A 16,404-nucleotide genomic window follows, 5' to 3' on the forward strand; every position below is an offset into this window, starting at 1 on the left:
CAACTGGCGATGCCCGTGGCGAGGGAGCTTGCTCCCGCTCGAGTGCGCAGCGCTCGCTGATTTTGGGTCCGCTTCGCGGCCCAGCGGGAGCAAGCTCCCTCGCCACAGGGCTTTGTGTTTCTTCAGCGGCCCGCGTAATCCAGCACAATCCCCACAAAAATCGCCAGCCCCGCCCAATGGTTGTGCAAAAACGCCTTGAAGCAACGCATCCGGTCCTTGCCGCGGGTGTACCAGAACTCCCAGGCAAAACAACCCGCCGCCGCCAGCAATCCCAGATGGAACCAGCCACCGAGTTCGAATTTCGATCCGGCCAGCAGCAGGCAACCCAACGCCAGACCTTGCAGCGTCAGGATGATCACCCGGTCCGCCTCGCCAAACAGAATCGCCGTGGATTTCACACCGATCTTCAAATCGTCGTCGCGATCAGTCATCGCGTAATAAGTGTCGTAGGCGACGGTCCACAGCAGATTCGCAATCCACAACAACCAGGCCGCCGCTGGCAGTTCGCCGGTTTCGGCCGTGAACGCCATCGGCATCCCCCAGGAAAAAGCCGCGCCCAGCACCACTTGCGGGTAATAGGTGTAGCGCTTCATGAACGGGTAACTGAAGGCTAGCGCCAGGCCGCCGAACGACAGCCAGACCGTCGCCGCGTTGGTGCACAACACCAGCAGGAAACTCACGCCCATCAGCAGCGCAAAAAACACCAAAGCTTCTCTCGAGCTGATCCTGCCGCTCACCAGTGGCCGTTGTTCGGTGCGTTTCACATGGCCATCGACCTTGCGGTCCGCCCAGTCATTGATCACGCAACCGCCGGCCCGGGTCAGCACCACGCCGAGCACGAAAATCACCACGTTGGCCAGCGAGGGCGAGCCTTTACCGGCAATCCACAGCGCCCACAGCGTTGGCCACAGCAGCAGGTAAATGCCGATCGGCTTGTCCATGCGCGTCAGCTGAATGAAATCCCAGGCCCGAGGATTCACCCGGTTCAGGGACTTGAGCAGACTCTGGTACATCAGCAGTTCTCCGGATGCGCGCGGGTGGCGAGCCACAAGGTCGGCAGGAAGATCTCGGCCACCAGCACGCTCAAGGCGCCACGGTCGAAACGCGAGCGACGGCCCCACAATTCAGCTGCCCGACACTCCACTGGCAGCCATTCCTGAGGATAGTGACAAACCTCGATGGCGCGACGCTGAAACGCCTGATCGCAAAACAGCAATTCGCCCAGCGAACGGCTGCCCAGTTCGTCCATGTGCAACCCATCGCCCTGCAACGCGCTACGCGCCGCCACGCTGCGGGCAAACACCCAGGCTTCACCGTGGCCGCGCAAATACACCTCGCGCACCCAGCCTTCACTGCCTTCTGCCAGATCCAGCGCAGCACATTCATCCGTGCGCAGCGTTTGCCAGCCCTCGAACAGCGGGGTGACGCTGAAACCGTCATTCGACAGACGAGTCAGCCGTCGGGTCAGCGAACCTTCGTCGAATAACCAGTCGAGGGTAGACGTGTCGGGAAGAGGCGAGAGTCGACTTTGGGTAAGCCAGAATGGAGGTTTTGAGTGCGGCACAGTGAGTCATTATTGGCAGCAAATGAGGCGGCGAGCTTACCATGTCAGTCGGCGATTTTGATTGACCCGGCCCGCCATTGCGCCGAACAGGCTTGCATCTGCCGGGTCCGATCAGTACAAAACGCCCTGAGCCGGACGGCAACGCTGCAACCATCGACCGTTCGCGCCGGCAATAAGCCTGAACCCTGAGGAAGTACCTGAATGAAAAAGTGGCAATGTGTGGTCTGCGGCCTGATCTACAACGAAGCCGACGGCTGGCCGGATGACGGCATTGCACCGGGCACCCTGTGGCAAGACGTTCCGGAAGACTGGCTGTGCCCGGACTGCGGCGTTGGCAAGATGGATTTCGAAATGATTGAAATCAACTAAGACATTTGAGAGGAGTAGGGAATGAACGCACCTGTCGTGATCGTTGGCACCGGGCTCGCTGGCTACAACCTGGCCCGGGAGTTTCGCAAGCTCGATGGCGAAACCCCGCTGCTGTTGATTACCGCTGATGACGGACGCTCCTACTCCAAGCCAATGCTCTCCACGGGCTTCGGCAAGAACAAAGACGCCGACGGCCTGAGCATGGCCGAACCCGGCGCCATGGCTGAACAACTGAAAGCCGAAGTGCGCACCCACACGCGCATCAGCGGCATCGACCCTGGCCACAAGCGCTTGTGGATCGGCGAAGAATCGGTGATCTACCGCGACTTGATCCTCGCCTGGGGCGCCGAAACCGTGCGCGTGCCCATCGAAGGTGACGCGGCGGACGCCGTGTTCCCGATCAACGACCTCGAAGACTACGCGCGCTTTCGTGCGGCAGCGGCCGGCAAACGTCGGGTGTTGTTGCTCGGTGCCGGCCTGATCGGTTGCGAGTTCGCCAACGACCTGATCCTCGGCGGTTACGAGGTGCAACTGGTTGCACCGTGCGAACAGGTCATGCCGACCCTGTTGCACCCGGCGGCGGCCGCTGCGGTCCAGGCCGGGCTGGAAAGCCTGGGCGCACGTTTCCACCTCGGGCCGGTGCTCAACCGCTTGCAGCGTGTTGAAGATGGATTGGAAGCGCATCTGTCGGACGGTCAGGTTATCCCGTGCGACGTGGTGGTGTCGGCCATCGGTCTGCGCCCGCGCATCGACCTGGCGGCGGCGGCCGGTGTGCAGGTCAATCGCGGCGTGGTCGTCGACCGTCACCTGAAAACCTCTCACGACAACATCTACGCGCTGGGCGACTGCGCCGAAGTCGACGGGCTGAATCTGTTGTACGTCATGCCCCTCATGAGCTGTGCGAGAGCGCTGGCTCAAACCCTCGCCGGAAACCCGACGGCCGTGAACTATGGCGCGATGCCGATCACCGTCAAAACGCCGGTTTGCCCATTGGTGGTTTCGCCGCCGCCACGGGGTTTGGAGGGCGTGTGGACGGTCGAAGGGCAGGGCGCTGACATCAAGGTTTTATGCCGCGATGCAGCCGGAAAACTGCTCGGTTATGCCCTTACCGGCACGGCTGTGATGGAAAAACTTGCGCTGAACAAAGAGCTTCCGCCGCTGCTGGCGTAAATACCAGTCGTTCTGTCGGAATCACCCCGCTTTTGCCCCCACAAACGTCGCGCCGAGACTGGCGCGGCTCTTCCGTGCGTGCCATTCTCACTCCCGTCTGCCGCAGAGTAGAGCACCTGCGGCGCTTTGGGCGCTGTTTCACGAGAACAGCTCGGACATAACAACAAAAAACCGTCAAAGGGGCTTCACTAATGCGTAAACCAGAACTCGCCGCCGCCATCGCGGAAAAAGCAGATCTCACCAAAGAGCAGGCCAATCGCGTCCTCAACGCCGTTCTCGAAGAAATCACCGGCGCTCTGCACCGCAAGGACAGCGTGACGCTGGTAGGCTTCGGCACCTTCCTGCAACGCCACCGCGGCGCCCGCACCGGCAAAAACCCGCAAACCGGTGAGCCCGTCAAAATCAAGGCCAGCAACACCGTTGCGTTCAAGCCAGGTAAATCGTTGAAAGACAGCGTTAATCCGTAAGTAGTATTCCCCTCCCGCGTAGCCGGGCAGCGGAATAAAAAATGGGCACGCCAACGTGGTTGGGTGCCCATTTTTTGTGGGTGACGGATTAGCTCTCGGAGGCTTCCTGTCTGGCGAAAATCGCCCCTATCTCCGGGTCATCCAGTGTGATCCACGTAAACGGTAACGCTGGATTCCTGATTAAACGCCCACCCCTGTAGGAGCGAGCTTGCTCGCGATGAACCTGAGAACACCGCGGGGTATCAGATTTCCAGCGTTGTCGTTAACCACCATCGCGAGCAGGCTCGCTCCCACAAAAAGCTGCAAGGTTGGTTGTTTATCCATAGGTCGCCAAAACCATGTGGGCAAACTCATTTTTGCTTGGCCGAAAATCAGCGTGCTGCTCCAAGTGCGCGCGCCATGCAGATTCAAGCACGGGTCCATCAAGATCGCCGTCGGTAGCGATATAAGCGGCGGCATCGTCCTTCACCGCCTGGATGAAATGTTTGGAGAAGCCATCCTCGATGTCTTTCGACGTCGAATAAAACGGCCCAACAGTTGTGAGGAACAACGCAAATCCAGTTAGTGAAAAGGGTCCAATATCTGGTTCAGCCCGAACTGAGGCGCTAGCTACGAGTGTAAGCATGGCGACCCAATAGCACCCAAATGCCACGGTCCATTTTTTATTGTGTCGACTAGCCATGACTGATTGAACTCCCTGTTTATTGGCGCGCTTCCATGAACGATGTACCGCACCCACTCAACATTGAGTGTGCCTGTGCAAAGTAACGAGGCAGAGAGGCACTTCAAGACCAAGCAGACCAAATCGGACGCGTCCTACATGTGTTCCGGAAACAGGGAAGATATCTGTGTTGGTTTTTGTGCTCGCAGCTGTGTGCTGGGCATCCTGACGAGAAAAACCCCGATGGGGAGGAACACACCATCAGGGTTATTTACTGCTTGGTGGGTTATCCGACCTGGTTTTCTTGATTGGCGAAAATCGCCGCCATTTCCGGTTCATCCAGATGATCCAACGCTCGCTCTACCAACAAATGGACCCCATCGGCCATGCGGCTGAGCGCCAGGGCTTTGGAGCGGCGCGAGCCGTCCACATCGTCGGCGAGGTCGGCAGCGATGGCGCTGATGGACAGCAGGTCTTCCGAGGCGTTGGCGAGCAGGGTTTCGGTGTTGATGTTCGGAGAGACGCTGAAGAGGTGGCCGTTGCGTTTTGGTGGTTTTGGTTCGGCTGGTGGGAAGGTTGGATCGAGGACGTGCTCGGCGGCGTCGTTGCTTACAGTTGAATCGGGGCTTTCACCCTGAGTCACCGAGTCGGTGTCCGGGGGATTTGGAGTGATCTTGACCATTGGCTCTTACCTCTAAAGGTGAGGCCGCAACCCGTTCGCGACTAAACAAAAGGGAGGCAGCTGTGCACAGGTTAGTCGACCGATGAGCCAAAAAATCGGCGCGCCCGAGGGCGCCCTGCGCACAGCCACCATCAAGTGCAGGGATGATATTCCTGACTGATAAAGGCATCGTGCGACTTGGCAAAAACGGGCGACTAAACCCGATCACTGATGGTCAGTGATGCAAATCAAGTTACCGACCGACCCCAAAGCGCACAAGCCGGCGGATTCTGGCGTAGCCGTAGGCAACGACGCAAGGTGTTGTTGCTTGCAGGACGTAACCTTGAGGCGTTTTAAACAAGCGCTATTGAATGGTGTTTAACCATCGGAAATGTTGGCATTCCTTACCAGCTTCCATAGGGAATCCCGAACTTGTCGACGTAGGCTTTGGACTCCGGCGATAAAGGCAGAGCATAACGACCTTCATTTTTTCCCTGAGAGGGACCTTGTGTATTGACGGTGCCCACCACCCGAAGAATCTCGACCGCCTTCAAGCAAGGACCGCCCAACCAGATCTTGGCAATACCGCCCGGCGCCAGACCAATGCCAATGTCATCGCGGTAGTCTGTGATCCACTTACCGTCAGCCCTGCAAAATGCTTTTTCAGGTTTGCGCATGATCTCCCGCGCTGATTCGGGAATGACGATGTACGCCTCGTAGTTTTGTGGCTCCACCAGCGATTGCCAGCGTACGTAGATCAACCGTGGTAGATCGGCACCGGTGACATGGCGACCTTTTCCACCCCCGTTACTGCTGACCCATCCTCTGGCAATACCCCGATTATTCGGAGGTTTTGGCACAGAGGCGATACCACCTCCAGCACCTCGGAATATTCGCTCCTTTATATCCACCACGTCTGCAGTTTCAATCCAGACCTCCATATAAGCCGGCGCTGAAAACCCCAAAAACCAAGGTAATTTCTTCTCCGATTGCGCGAAGCTTTGCGAGCTGAATGCCAGCAGCAATCCAACCAGCAGGCCGGTGTATTTCTTGATTGGCTTGGCCGGTTTGATGCTCGGCGAAGCCCGATAGTTGTTACCAAGAGCCATAAGGAATCCCGAACTGTTCTATGTAAGTCCTGGATGTTTCAGACAAGGGCCGAGAGGGACCTTGTGTATTGATGGTGCCTACTACTCGAACAATCTCGACCGCCTTCAAGCAGGCACCACCAAGCCAGACCTTTGCAATACCACCTGGTGCCAAACCAATGCCGATGTTGTCACGGGATTCGGTAATCCATTCGGCGCCGAAGCTGCAAAACGCCTTTTCAGGTTTGCGCATAATTTCCCGTGCGGATTCGGGAATGACGATATAGGCCTCGTAAGTTGGTTGGTAAACATGGGATAACCAGTGATATTAATGTTCAACATATTCATCCAGTGGGTTTGTTGGGCAGTTTTCAGTCTGGATGCCCGGAGAAATGTAAGTCGGAAGTTTATACTTTGGGAACGACGGTCGGGCCTTATGTTGTTTCCAAAAAGTTATTCGAGTTTCTATTGGCGATTGAGGCGTATAGAGAACATCCGTACGCTTTGACTGATAATAATAGTGGTGTGACTATCGGCTATGGCTATGATCTTGGTCAGCAAACTGCCGCTGCTTTGGACACTGAACTTAAAGACCTCTACACAGCAAGTGAAATCGAAAGCTTGAAGGGTGCATTAGGTAAAAAGGGTCAGGATGCCAGGGATTTTGTTCACAATGTGAGCTCCATATCAATTAGTAAAAATAATGCGCTGAAGCTGGCTGTGATTATGAAGAAGCGATACGCTCAGCAAGTTGTTGATGTGTATCCCAAAGCGATTAATTTACATCCGGATTGTCAGGGGGTGTTGCTTTCCCTTGTAGTGAACAGAGGCAATGCGTTAAGCGGAAATACTCCAGCTAAAGCGCAAAAGCGCCTGGAAATGAAGCAAATAAAAGAAGATTTTGATAGCGACAAACCTGAGTTGATTCCTTCACGACTTCGCAGCATGAAAAGGCTTTGGGAAAATGATCCTCAAACTGCTGGGGTTGCGACAAGGCGTGAAAAAGAAGCGGTTTATTTTGAGGAGGCATTAAAATGCAGTTGCTGGAAGTAATTAATAAAACGTTTGTCGCCGTCTCCATTTTATCCGTTTCAATGGGTTTTGCGTTGGCGGATACTAAGTGCAACTCTGCGAATTTAACGAATCCAGATATCATTACCTGTTCTCAGGCTGCGTTTGTAAAAGTTGATAAGGTACTTAATGAGCAGTACAAGGCATTGGCATCGGAGTTGGATGTGTCATTAAGGGCCGAGTTGCTGGCCACGCAAAAAAATTGGATTAAGTTGAAGGATGGATATTGTAACGACGAAAGCGATGGAGCTTCTGGTGGAGAAGCCCCGATAGACAAGCTATCCTGTATGAAACAACTGACAAGTTTCCGCTTGAGTGAACTTATATACCTCCGTACTGGCGTAATTGGAGATGGCTTTTACAAGGCGGTTTCAGTAGTTAACGAGAAAGCTACTGCCATGAATTACTCCAAAGCAGTTGAGTTCGTTGGAGGGGGTGTAGACTTTGGTCCCTCGTGGAAAGAGTATGCAGAAAAAAATTGCGCCATGACTCAGAAGTTGTATGGGGAAATGGCAGAAAAATGTATGGCGAGAATGCGATTTCAGATGCCAATCTATTGAATTGATCACTAAGAAAAAGGGCATATCTATTTATAAGATAGGTTGGCTATCAGTAAATAAATCTTCCCCTTTTTCTCTGCAGATGGAATCGTCGAGCAACTTTCTGAGAGGGGAAGAAATCCAAAAGGGGACAGATTTATTTCTGATTGATGCGCCGCCATCGCCAGCAAGCCGGCTCCTACAGGTCAGCCGACTCGGCTTTGTTGCTTGGCGAAAATCGCCGCCATTTCCGGTTCATCCAAATGATCCAGCGCTCGCTCAACCAGCAAATGCACCCCGTCGGCCATGCGACTGAGCGCCAGGGCTACGGAGCGGCGTGAGCCGTCCACACCGTCGGCGAGGTTGGCGGCGATGGCGCTGATGGACAAGAGGTCTTCCGAGGCGTTGGCGAGGAGGGTTTCAGTGTTGATGTCGGGGCAGACGCTGAAGAGGTCGCCATTGCGACGTTTGGATTTTTTATCCGGCGGTGTGCCGAGGTGAAGGTCGAGCGCGCGTTCGGCGGCTTCGTGGAGCTTTTTGGAATCGAAGGATTCGTAGGGGGATGTGGCTTCGTGTTCTGGGGGATTCGGTGTTGGCTTGATCATTGGTATATCCCGATATGTGTTTTGGATGTGGCTGTGTCCTCTTCGCTTGCATTCGAATAAGGGTGGCAGCCGTGCGCAGGTGTGCAAGACCGGGCATATCGGAACCCGGCAGACCCCAAAGGGACCTCCCACGCACAACCGCCATAAAGCATTTACAGCGAGCATGAAAAACGCTCGACGTTCGATTGGCGAGTGTGCGGCGATATGTACCGGACTTGCACGTCCGTGTCACCGTTTTTGCGGTAACGAACAAAGACTATCGGTGCAGTCAATGCCTGCCTAGTTCATGAACAGCGCCACGTGTTGAAGGAAACTTCCGATAGAACCGAGCGTAGAAAGCTCAATAAACCACAGCTTTTAAACAACAACGTTTCGTCAATCACTTGGTAGTCATCAGCGCCAAAAAGTACTCCATCTTCTTCTAACACTGCACAATAGTGGCGTTCTCGCTCGAAGCCGCTACACTGCGCCGGCCGTTCATTTTCCTTTTGAGGCTGTGCGCATGAAATTTCGTTTTCTTCTGTGGATGCTGGGTTTGTTGATGGGTAAGGCCAGTCGGACTAATCCTGCGTTTCAGCAGCAGTTGGGTGACAAGGAGCTTGTATTCCAATTACAGACCCTGGACGGGAAAGTGGCGCGGCATTTCCTGGTGAAGGATCAGCGCATTACCAGCAAGTCGGGCGTGTATGCCGAGCCGGCGTTTGCGATTGCCTTTAAAGACGCGGCGTATGGCTTTGCGACGATGCAGGCGAAGAACAAGCAGTTGGCGTTTATGACGGGGATTCAGGACAAGTCGATTCAGATCAAGGGCAACCCGGCGCTGGTGATCTGGTTTCAGGGATTGACCAAGTATTTGAAGCCGCGGAAGGCGAAAGCCAAGGCTTGATTCGAGTGATTGACCCTGTGGCGAGGGAGCTTGCTCCCGCTGGGCTGCGAAGCGGCCCTAAAGCCTGAGACCTCGGTTGTATCTGACACACCGCGTTGGCTGGGTTTGCGACTGCTGCGCAGTCGAGCGGGAGCAAGTTCCCTCGCCACAGGGGTTTGAGGTGGTCAGGTAGACCGGGTTGGATTCATCGCGGGCAAGCCCGCTCCCACAGGGTTTAGGTGATCCCTGTGGGAGCGGGCTTGGTCCGGGCGGCGTTCCGACGATGCTATTAGGTTTGGGTGAATTGCGACGCGAGTTCGCGCAGCAGCACTTCGGCTTCGAGGACTTTGCTGACAACGTCGTTGGCTTTGTCGCGGGTCAGGCCGACACGCTCCAGCAAGACGTCGGGGATGTCTTCATCCGGGCCGGAGCCGATGCCGCGGCTGCGTAGCAGGCGCACGGACAAGCAGACGAGGTTCGGGTACTCGGCGTAAGCACCGTCGTAGCTTGGGTCATGCTGGAAGCGCAGCGCAGTGGCCAGTTCGTCGGGCATGTCCCAGTAGCGCATCAACCATGAACCGATCTGTTCACGACTAATGCCCAGCAAGTGTTGCTCAACGTAGCTGTGGCACAGGTGCGGGTTGACCTCCAGGTGGCGGCAGATCAGCGAGAAGTGCGGCGGGAACACGTGGGCCAACAGCAAGTAACCGAAGTTATGCAGCAGGCCGGCGAGGTAGGTCAGGCCGGCTTCCGGGCGCTGGGCGCGCGGCATGGCGCGGGTCAGGCCTTCGATGACGGCGGCGGTGTAGATCGATTGCTGCCAGTACGGTGTGGTGTGTTGCGGGTGGTCTTTGGGCAAGCTCAGGGTTTTGCCGAGGGCAAGGCCCAGCGCGAGGTTGATCACCAGGTCGAAACCCAGCACGCGGACGATCGCGTCTTCCACCGAACGGATCTTGCCCGGCGAGGCGTAGTACGGCGACGCCGCCCAGCTCACCACTTGCGCGGCCAGGGCCGGGTCGGTTTCGACGACGCCGGTGATGTCGTCGATGGTGGCGTTGGGGTCGACGCGCAGTTTGATGATTTTCTGCGCGGTCTCGGCCAGCGGCGGAATTTCGATGGTCGCTTCCAGGCGTTGCTGGATGCGTCGCGCGGTGAACGCCTGAACGGCCTGGGTGATTTCCTCGCGGTCGTCATCGGGGCGGTCGAGGTTCGGGCGGATGCTGGTCAGGTTTTCGCCGAAGTTGGCGGCGCTGGCCTTGGTCAGCATGGTTTTGAAGGCTTCGCTGGTGATTTCCAGCAGCACGTCCGGCTCGCCCGAGTTGATCAGCAACTTCGGTTCGCGCAGCAGGCTTTCTTCGTACAGGCACGGCGAGCTGGTCAGCGCCGGCAGGCCGGGCAACAAGCTCAGGCTGTGTTTGCCGAGCATTTTTTCCAGGCGGTCGGTGGGCACGGCGGTGAGGCGGCGGCCCGTCAGTTCGGCGAGGCGGTTGAGGTCGAGCAATTGGCTCTGCGGGAACAGCACCATCAGCGCGCCGACGGCGTCGTCGAGCAAAACCGCCTGCACTTTGCGCGAGGCGTTCAGGCCGTGGTGGTCGAGGACTTCTTCGTAGGCAATGCCCAGTTTGGCAAGCAGCACCCGAATAACAGACGGAGCGTGCGGGGTTTCGGGGACGAGGGCAGCTTCAGTCATGGTCTGTATCCGTATTCAAACAATTGCAGGAGTATAACCAGCTTGCTTAGGACGATGGTCCAGAAACTGCGGCGGTGCTCACACTTGGCCGTATTGCTGCCCATGGCGCAGCCAGCGGTCGAGCAGCGGGCTGACGTGATCCGGCCAACGCTCCAGCAATGCCTGGGCGGCGTCGCGCACGGCGGGCAGAAGGTCGGCGTCACGCATCAGGTCGGCGACCTTGAATTGCAGCAGACCGGTTTGCCGCGTGCCGAGCATTTCGCCGGGGCCGCGCAGTTCGAGGTCTTTTTCGGCGATGACAAACCCGTCGTTTGTTTCACGCATGATACCCAGGCGCTGACGGCCGATCTGTGACAGCGGCGGATGGTAGAGCAGCACGCAATGGCTGGCGGCGCTGCCTCGCCCGACGCGACCGCGTAACTGGTGCAGTTGCGCGAGGCCGAGGCGCTCGGGGTTTTCGATAATCATCAGGCTGGCGTTCGGAACGTCGACGCCGACTTCGATCACGGTGGTGGCGACCAGCAGTTGCAAGTTGCCGGCCTTGAACTCGGCCATCACGGCGGCTTTTTCAACAGGCTTCATGCGACCGTGGATCAGCCCGACCTTCAACTCGCCGAGGGCGGCGGTGAGGTCTCCGTAAGTGGTTTCCGCCGCTTGGCAGGTCAGCTCTTCCGACTCTTCGATCAGCGTGCACACCCAATAAGCCTGACGCCCTTCGGCGCAGGCGCCGCGCACCCGTTCGATGACTTCAACGCGCCGGGTGTCGGTGACCAGCACCGTGTTCACCGGGGTTCGGCCGGGCGGCAGTTCGTCGAGGATCGAGGTGTCGAGGTCGGCGTAGGCGCTCATGGCCAGCGTTCGCGGAATCGGCGTGGCGGTCATGATCAGTTGATGCGGACACATCCGCCCGCCGACGCCTTTCTGCCGTAGCGCCAGCCGCTGTTGCACGCCGAAACGGTGCTGTTCGTCGATGATGACCAGTGCAAGGTTCTTGAACTGCACTTCGTCCTGGAACAGCGCGTGAGTGCCGACCACCATCGGTGTGCCGCTGGCGATCTGCTCGAGCGCAGCCACGCGATTCTTGCCTTTGAGCTTGCCGGCCAGCCACGCGACTTCGATGCCCAGTGGCTCGAGCCAGCGCTTGAAGGTGATGAAGTGCTGCTCGGCGAGGATCTCGGTGGGCGCCATCAAGGCGACTTGATAACCCGCTTCCAAAGCCTGAAGCGCGGCGAGGGCAGCGACTACGGTTTTCCCGGCCCCGACGTCGCCCTGAATCAAGCGCAGCATCGGTTCGTGCTGACTGAGGTCGTAGGCGATTTCATTGCCGACGCGTTGCTGGGCGCCGGTCGGATTGAAGCCGAGATTGGCCAGGTATTGGGCCGGCAATCGGCTGGCTTTCGGCATCGCCGGCGCGCGCAGGGAGCGCATGCTCTCGCGCAGACGCTGCTGCGACAGTTGATGGGTCAGCAGTTCTTCAAAGGCCAAGCGGTGCTGCGCCCAGTGATGACCGAGGGCGAGTTCATCGACATCGGCATCGGCGGGCGGGTGGTGCAGGTAGCGAATCGCATCGGCCAGTGGTGCGAGTTGATAGTCCCGCGCGAGTTCGGTCGGAAGCCAGTCGGGCAGGCTGGTCGGGCCGAGCATTGTCAGGGTTTGCATGCACAACTGGCGCAAACGCTGTTGGGTCAGGCCTTCGGTGAGGGGGTAGACCGGCGTCAGGGTTTCATCCACGGGCGGCGGCTCGTCGCCGGTGATGGCGCGGTATTCCGGGTGGTAGATCTCCAGCCCCGACGCACCGGGCCGCGCTTCGCCGTAGCAGCGAATCCGCGTGCCGCGTTTGAGGCCTTCTTTCTGGGCGTTGCTGAAGTGGTAGAAGCGCAGGCTGAGCCCGCCGGTGCCGTCCTGCAAGCGCACGACCAGGCTGCGGCGACGGCCCATGACCACGTCGGCGCCGCTGACGGTACCTTCGATCACGGCGTCTTGCCCGGGTCGCAAATGGCCGATCGGGACCACGCGGGTGCGGTCCTGATAACGCAGCGGCAGATGAAACAGTACGTCCTGGAGATTCTCCAGGCCGACCTTGGCCAGTTTCTCAGCCATGGCTTCACCGACACCTTTGAGTGCCGTTACCGACACTTGCGACAACTCGGTCATGACAGCAACTTAAGCCGCAGCCACCGGCGCGGGCGGTTTGGCCACCGAGCACAGGCGAATGGAGTCAGCGAGAATTTCAATCGCCTTCGGACGCGGGAAGCTCGCGCGCCAGGCGATGGCCACAGTGCGGAACGGCACCGGCGCGGTCAGTGGGCGCACTTCGATCACGCCGGGGGCGTAGTGATGGCTGTCCACTGCCGAGAGCGGCAGGATCGAAATCCCGAGACCCGAAGCGACCATGTGGCGAATGGTTTCCAGCGAGCTGGATTCCACCGTGGTGTGTTTGGCGCCGTCGTTTCCTTTGGTCAGGGTCGGGCAGGCTTCCAGCACTTGATCGCGGAAGCAGTGGCCTTCGCCGAGCAGCAGCAGACTCTTGTCGTTGAGCAGGGCGGCGTCGATGGATTCTTTTTGCGTCCATGGGTGCTGGGCCGGCATCAGGACGTAGAACGGCTCGTCGTAGAGCTGCAGGGTCAGCACGTCGGCTTCGTTGAACGGCAGGGCGATGATGATCGCGTCGAGCTCGCCGTTGCGCAGTTTGTCGCGCAGCACGTGGGTGAAGTTTTCTTCGATGTACAACGGCATCTGCGGGGCGACCCGGTGCAGTTGCGGAATCAGGTGTGGAAACAGGTATGGGCCGACGGTGTAGATCGCACCGACTTTCAGCGGGGCGGTCAGCTGGTTCTTGCCGGCCTGGGCCAGTTCGCGAATGCCTTGGGCCTGCTCCAGGACCTTTTGCGCCTGGGCCACGATGCCTTCGCCGACCGGGGTCAGGCGCACGGCGCTCTTGCTGCGCTCGAAAATCAGCACACCGAGTTCGTCTTCAAGCTTTTTCACGCCCACCGACAGGGTCGGCTGACTGACGTGGCAACGCTCGGCCGCGTGGCCGAAATGCTGCTCTTGGGCGAGGGTAACGATGTAGCGTAATTCTGTAAGAGTCATAGCGAGCGTCCATGAAGTTGCGGGCCAAGCATACCGGCTGCAAACGATAGACGCACGTTATCAGAGAGAGCGTGTCGAGTGACACCGGGCAATGCGGGTTTGCCGCTGGCGGGTATGCAAAAGGCACCTTTCGGTGCCTTGTCGCAGGTGTTTCGCTCGCTGCAGATCTCCTGTGGGAGCGGGCTTGCTCGCGAAAGCGGCGTGACAGTCGACATCAATTTTGACTGATCCACCGCTTTCGCGAGCAAGCCCGCTCCCACATTGGATCTCCAGTGTTTTAACGCCGGCGTTCCAGTGAGTAAACAAACGGCGCAATGATTTCGATGGAGCCGTTGTTCAGCATATCGGCCGGGGGCTTGGGCAGCGGCTGGGCACGTCTGATCATTTCCAGGGTGGCCCGGTCCAGATCGGCGTTGCCGGAGCGGCCCACCAGTTCGAACGACAACACGTTACCTTCAGCATCCACCACGAAGCGCAGGCGGTTCAAACCTTCCTTGCCCCGTGCCTGAGCACTGGCCGGGTACTTTTTGTACTTGGCCAGGTGCGCGAGAAGCGTCCCTTGCCAGCTGGCTTTGGCCGCCTGCTGCGCGGGCGATGGGCCCGGTGCCGGTTGTGCGGATTTCTCCGTCGGTGCCTGGGTCGGTTGCGCGTCGCTCGGTTTTTCCTCGGCCGGCTTCTCCTTCGGCGGCTCCGGCTTTTTCTCCACAGGCTTGGGCGGCTGAGGCTTCGGCTTGGGTTTGACCGGTTTCGGTACGGTAATTTCTGCCTTCGGCACTTCGGCCAGTTTCGGGATCGGCAGTTCTTCCACTGGAGCGGGTGGCTGTGGTGGCGTTATCACCTTCGGCGGTGCCGGCGGTGGCGGGGCCGGAACCGGCGCCAGCTCGACCATCATCGCCTGCGGCGGCAGCTCGATGGGTGGCCGCGCGGTCCAGTTCATCGCCAGCGCAATGGCCAGCGCATGGACGCCCAGCACCAGGGCCAGGCTCCCGCTGTAACGCGTCAGCTTATGGCGCGTCGTGATCATTTCTTGACTGCCGTCTCGAGTCCAACCAGACCCACCTTCAGGTAGCCCGCGGAACGCAGGTTATCCATCACGCTCATCAGGTCGCCGTAGTCCACACCTTTATCGGCCTGGAAGAAGATCGTTGTGTCTTTCTTGCCCTTGGTCCTGGCGTCCAGAGTGGCACCGAGTGCTTCGGCTTTCACTTCGTCTTCGCCGAGGAACAGGCGCTGGTCAGCCTTGACGCTGAGGAACACCGGTTTCTCCGGCCGCGGCGCCGGTTTGGCGCTGGAGGCGGGCAGGTCAACCTTGATGTCCACGGTGGCCAGCGGGGCGGCCACCATGAAGATGATCAACAGCACCAGCATCACGTCGATGAACGGTGTGACGTTGATTTCGTGGTTCTCGGCCAGATCGTCGTCTGCGCCTTCTTTCAAATGCAGGCCCATGGCCGATTACCCCACTTTCACCATGTGCGGTTGCGAGCTGCGCTCAGGCTGGTGGTCGAGGTCGCGGCTGACCAGCAGCAGGACTTCTGCCGATGCGTCGGACACTTGCGCCTTGTAACCGGCGATGGAGCGGGCGAAGACGTTGTAGATCACAACGGCGGGTATCGCAGCGACCAGGCCCAGCGCAGTGGCCAGCAGGGCCTCGGCGATGCCGGGAGCGACGACGGCGAGGTTGGTGGTCTGGGTTTTGGCGATGCCGATGAAGCTGTTCATGATGCCCCACACGGTGCCGAACAAGCCCACGAACGGCGCGGTGGAGCCGATGGTGGCGAGAACGCCGGTGCCGCTGCTCATGCTGCGACCGCACGCTGCAACCAGGCGCTCGAGACGGAAGGCGACACGTTCCTTGATGCCTTCTTTCTCGCGGCTGTTGGTCGACAGGCGCATTTCTTCCAGCGCATCGTGTACCAGCAGGTTGGCGAGGGTGCCGGCCTTGGTGGCAGAGGCGCTGGCTTCTTTAAGGGTGGTGGCTTTTTTCAGGTGGGCGATTTCAGTGCGCAGACGACGCTTGGCGCCCATCAGCTCAAAGCCCTTGGCGATCCAGATGGTCCAGGTGATGATCGACGCGATAGCCAGACCGATCATCACGATTTTCACGATGATGTCGGCGTTCTGGTACATGCCCCACGGCGACAGGTCATGGGCCATGCCCAGGGTGTTGTCGGCTTCGAGGACTTCAGGGGCGTCTTCGGCGGTGGTGTCTGCGGCTTGGGCCAGGTCGGTGGCAGCCGGTGCAGCGTGATCTGCGGCGTGGTCAGCTGGAGCAGGTGCGGCAGCAGCCGGGGTGGCCGGCGCTTGTGCGTCAGCGAAAGCGGCGGTTGGCGCCAGCATCAGGCTGAGCAGCAAGGCGGCCACCGCGCTCCAGGCGCGAGGTCGTTTGGTTGGCGAAGCGGGGAATTGATTGCGTGTCATGCTGGCCGGACCTGAGAGAAAAAGACGGTAAATGTTCTTCCAGGCCTCGAAGGCCGAGAACAAAAGTGGCGGGCATTATTGCAAGTAATTCTTGTTAACAAAAGTAATAGAGTATCTTTTTTTCCTTCATTGCTAGCCGC

Annotated in this window: 19 protein-coding genes; 6 read left to right on the forward strand and 13 right to left on the reverse strand. The window is 58.6% G+C overall.

Annotated features, from left to right (window positions below):
* Positions 1-122: 122 nt before the first annotated feature.
* Both ubiA and ACYZTL_RS16145 read right to left on the reverse strand, forming a co-directional pair.
* Positions 123-1,013 carry a 4-hydroxybenzoate octaprenyltransferase gene (gene ubiA / locus ACYZTL_RS16140; protein WP_461952626.1) on the reverse strand — a complete coding sequence of 297 codons (891 nt, stop codon included), beginning with the start codon at positions 1,011-1,013 and terminating at the stop codon, positions 123-125.
* Positions 1,013-1,564, reverse strand: a complete 552-nt coding sequence (locus tag ACYZTL_RS16145) for a chorismate--pyruvate lyase family protein (protein WP_461952627.1) — start codon at positions 1,562-1,564, stop codon at positions 1,013-1,015. The genes ubiA and ACYZTL_RS16145 overlap by 1 nt, the downstream gene beginning before the upstream one ends.
* A gap of 201 nt (positions 1,565-1,765) precedes the next feature.
* Here ACYZTL_RS16145 and ACYZTL_RS16150 point away from each other — a divergent pair, with 201 nt between their 5' ends.
* From ACYZTL_RS16150 to ACYZTL_RS16160, 3 genes are all read left to right on the forward strand, one after another.
* Positions 1,766-1,933 carry a rubredoxin gene (locus tag ACYZTL_RS16150; protein ID WP_007954349.1) on the forward strand — a complete coding sequence of 56 codons (168 nt, stop codon included), beginning with the start codon at positions 1,766-1,768 and terminating at the stop codon, positions 1,931-1,933.
* Positions 1,934-1,954: 21 nt separating this feature from the next.
* Positions 1,955-3,103: an NAD(P)/FAD-dependent oxidoreductase gene (locus ACYZTL_RS16155; protein ID WP_461952628.1), complete on the forward strand. Its 1,149-nt coding sequence runs from the start codon at positions 1,955-1,957 to the stop codon at positions 3,101-3,103.
* A 191-nt stretch (positions 3,104-3,294) separates the two neighbouring features.
* Positions 3,295-3,570, forward strand: coding sequence for an HU family DNA-binding protein (locus tag ACYZTL_RS16160; protein WP_003213368.1), 276 nt, complete (start codon positions 3,295-3,297; stop codon positions 3,568-3,570).
* A 316-nt stretch (positions 3,571-3,886) separates the two neighbouring features.
* Here the strand turns inward: ACYZTL_RS16160 and ACYZTL_RS16165 are convergent, their stop codons facing one another.
* The 4 genes from ACYZTL_RS16165 to ACYZTL_RS16180 all read right to left on the reverse strand — a co-directional run bounded on the left by ACYZTL_RS16165 (position 3,887) and on the right by ACYZTL_RS16180 (position 6,263).
* Complete coding sequence (locus ACYZTL_RS16165; protein ID WP_461952629.1) at positions 3,887-4,252, reverse strand: DUF2388 domain-containing protein; 366 nt, start codon at positions 4,250-4,252, stop codon at positions 3,887-3,889.
* Positions 4,253-4,517: 265 nt separating this feature from the next.
* Positions 4,518-4,913 carry a DUF6124 family protein gene (locus ACYZTL_RS16170; protein WP_461952630.1) on the reverse strand — a complete coding sequence of 132 codons (396 nt, stop codon included), beginning with the start codon at positions 4,911-4,913 and terminating at the stop codon, positions 4,518-4,520.
* 383 nt (positions 4,914-5,296) lie between these two features.
* Positions 5,297-6,001 carry a DUF2931 family protein gene (locus ACYZTL_RS16175; RefSeq protein ID WP_461952631.1) on the reverse strand — a complete coding sequence of 235 codons (705 nt, stop codon included), beginning with the start codon at positions 5,999-6,001 and terminating at the stop codon, positions 5,297-5,299.
* On the reverse strand, positions 5,988-6,263 hold the full coding sequence (locus ACYZTL_RS16180) for a DUF2931 family protein (RefSeq protein ID WP_461954322.1): 276 nt from the start codon (positions 6,261-6,263) through the stop codon (positions 5,988-5,990). The genes ACYZTL_RS16175 and ACYZTL_RS16180 overlap by 14 nt, the downstream gene beginning before the upstream one ends.
* A gap of 14 nt (positions 6,264-6,277) precedes the next feature.
* Between ACYZTL_RS16180 and ACYZTL_RS16185 the strand changes: the two genes are divergently transcribed.
* Together ACYZTL_RS16185 and ACYZTL_RS16190 are read left to right on the forward strand one after the other, a co-directional pair.
* Positions 6,278-7,033, forward strand: coding sequence for a pesticin C-terminus-like muramidase (locus tag ACYZTL_RS16185; RefSeq protein WP_461952632.1), 756 nt, complete (start codon positions 6,278-6,280; stop codon positions 7,031-7,033).
* Positions 7,015-7,611: a lysozyme inhibitor LprI family protein gene (locus ACYZTL_RS16190; RefSeq protein ID WP_461952633.1), complete on the forward strand. Its 597-nt coding sequence runs from the start codon at positions 7,015-7,017 to the stop codon at positions 7,609-7,611. The genes ACYZTL_RS16185 and ACYZTL_RS16190 overlap by 19 nt, the downstream gene beginning before the upstream one ends.
* 185 nt (positions 7,612-7,796) lie before the next feature.
* Here ACYZTL_RS16190 and ACYZTL_RS16195 read toward each other — a convergent pair whose 3' ends face one another.
* Positions 7,797-8,195: a DUF6124 family protein gene (locus ACYZTL_RS16195; RefSeq protein WP_461952634.1), complete on the reverse strand. Its 399-nt coding sequence runs from the start codon at positions 8,193-8,195 to the stop codon at positions 7,797-7,799.
* A gap of 502 nt (positions 8,196-8,697) precedes the next feature.
* Here ACYZTL_RS16195 and ACYZTL_RS16200 point away from each other — a divergent pair.
* On the forward strand, positions 8,698-9,081 hold the full coding sequence (locus tag ACYZTL_RS16200; protein ID WP_461952635.1) for a helicase: 384 nt from the start codon (positions 8,698-8,700) through the stop codon (positions 9,079-9,081).
* Between the two features lie 268 nt (positions 9,082-9,349).
* Here the strand turns inward: ACYZTL_RS16200 and ACYZTL_RS16205 are convergent, their stop codons facing one another.
* From ACYZTL_RS16205 to exbB, 6 genes are all read right to left on the reverse strand, one after another.
* Positions 9,350-10,750 carry an aminoacyl-tRNA deacylase and HDOD domain-containing protein gene (locus ACYZTL_RS16205; protein ID WP_461952636.1) on the reverse strand — a complete coding sequence of 467 codons (1,401 nt, stop codon included), beginning with the start codon at positions 10,748-10,750 and terminating at the stop codon, positions 9,350-9,352.
* 78 nt (positions 10,751-10,828) lie between these two features.
* Positions 10,829-12,904, reverse strand: a complete 2,076-nt coding sequence (recG, locus tag ACYZTL_RS16210) for an ATP-dependent DNA helicase RecG (RefSeq protein ID WP_461952637.1) — start codon at positions 12,902-12,904, stop codon at positions 10,829-10,831.
* Positions 12,905-12,913: 9 nt separating this feature from the next.
* Positions 12,914-13,843, reverse strand: a complete 930-nt coding sequence (locus tag ACYZTL_RS16215) for a hydrogen peroxide-inducible genes activator (RefSeq protein ID WP_008030615.1) — start codon at positions 13,841-13,843, stop codon at positions 12,914-12,916.
* A 277-nt stretch (positions 13,844-14,120) separates the two neighbouring features.
* A complete protein-coding gene (locus ACYZTL_RS16220; RefSeq protein WP_461952638.1) occupies positions 14,121-14,867 on the reverse strand; it encodes an energy transducer TonB family protein in 747 nt (248 codons plus the stop codon).
* Positions 14,864-15,292, reverse strand: a complete 429-nt coding sequence (exbD, locus tag ACYZTL_RS16225; RefSeq protein ID WP_008150131.1) for a TonB system transport protein ExbD — start codon at positions 15,290-15,292, stop codon at positions 14,864-14,866. The genes ACYZTL_RS16220 and exbD overlap by 4 nt, the downstream gene beginning before the upstream one ends.
* Positions 15,293-15,298: 6 nt before the next feature.
* Positions 15,299-16,264, reverse strand: a complete 966-nt coding sequence (exbB, locus tag ACYZTL_RS16230) for a tonB-system energizer ExbB (protein ID WP_461952639.1) — start codon at positions 16,262-16,264, stop codon at positions 15,299-15,301.
* Positions 16,265-16,404 lie beyond the last annotated feature (140 nt).

The organism is Pseudomonas sp. LB3P81 (assembly GCF_054897965.1).